Source organism: Barnesiella sp. CU968, assembly GCF_905219685.1.
Classification (GTDB): Bacteria; Bacteroidota; Bacteroidia; order Bacteroidales; family Muribaculaceae; genus Lepagella; species Lepagella muris_A.
In genome coordinates this window covers 1-1,482 of record NZ_CAJMXD010000548.1, presented here as the reverse complement: position 1 = coordinate 1,482, position 1,482 = coordinate 1, and the positions used below count along the sequence as shown (strand labels likewise).

The window sequence follows — 1,482 nt, the reverse complement described above, 5'->3', positions numbered from 1 at the left end:
ACAAATAATACTGTAAATCAAAGTATCCCAAACATATGCTATATAACATATGTTATGCTGATTAAAACATATAAATTGCAGAAAGCAGGCATAATTTTTTATGCCTGCTTTCTGCAATTTATAATATCGACTATTTCAAAACACTATATTATGACATAGTCTCAAAGTATAATACGGATAATTTACTCTGTGTAGAGATAATCACTGATTTCTTCGGGGCGGAAGTTGCCGATGAAGTCCGCATGCTTTGCAACCTCGGCTTTGCCATAGTTCACAAACACATGGAGCGACTTGCGGAAGGAAGAATCACGCTGCGTATCGTCGAGCATCAGATAACCCATCACGATATAGCCTGCCATCTCAACAAGGCGGCGAGCCATGAAATCCAGGAATTTGGGATCGTTGACACCGGTAACAGCCTCTACGGCATCGATATACTGCTGTGTCATGAAATTCAGCGTAGCCTTTACTGCCTCGTCCTCGGCGGCAACCTGTTTCTCAGCCTCTCCCTTGATCCAGTCGAGATATGTGCCGGTGGTGACGTGGCGGATAGCCGCCACAACCTGAAGCTGAGTGGTTCCCTCATATATTGAGGTGATGCGGGCGTCACGATAGATCTGCTCGCAGGCGTAATCTTTCATGAAACCGGAACCGCCGTGGATCTGGATGCAGTCATAGGCGTTCTGGTTGCAGAATTCCGATGTCATACCCTTTGCAAGCGGGGTGAAGGCATCTGCAAGACGGCTGTAGAATTTAGCCTCTTTCTTCTCTTCGACTTCAAGTTTGCGCTCTTTGGCGATATCATCGTAGATCTTATACATGTCTACGAAACGAGAGCAGGCATAAAGCAACGTGCGGCTGGCATCGAGCTTAGCCTTCATCAGAGAAAGAATCTCTGCCACCGCCGGGAACTCTATGATTGCCTTGCCGAACTGCTTGCGCTCTTTGGCATAATCAAGAGCCTCGCGATACGCATGCTCGCTGATACCTACACTCTGGGCGGCAATGCCGAGACGGGCGCCGTTCATGAGAGCCATCACATATTTGATGAGACCGAGCTTGCGGCTGCCTACGAGCTCAGCAGGTGCGTCCTTGTAGACAAGTTCGCATGTCGGACTGCCCTTGATACCCATCTTGTTCTCGATGCGGCGAACGTTAACGCCTCCGTTTCTCTTGTCATAAATAAACATAGAGAGACCGCGACCGTCTTTCGTACCCTCCTCGCTGCGGGCAAGTACAAGGTGAATGTCGCTGTCTCCGTTGGTGATGAAACGCTTCACGCCGTTGAGCACCCAAGAACCGTCCTCCTTCTGCGAAGCCTTGAGCATTACGGACTGAAGGTCGGATCCGGCATCCGGCTCGGTAAGGTCCATCGACATTGTCTCGCCGGCGCATACACGGGGAATATATTTCTCCTTCTGTGCTTCATCGGCAAACTCATAGATTGTCTCGGCACAGTCCTGAAGCCCCCAGAGATTCTCG

At 49.5% G+C, this 1,482-nt stretch carries 1 protein-coding gene; it reads right to left on the bottom strand.

Annotation, left to right across the window (positions count from 1 at the left end; translation table 11 throughout):
• Window positions 1–182: 182 nt before the first annotated feature.
• A partial coding sequence (locus JX312_RS13585) for an acyl-CoA dehydrogenase family protein (RefSeq protein ID WP_204458449.1) occupies window positions 183–1,482 on the bottom strand: 1,300 nt, incomplete at its 5' end.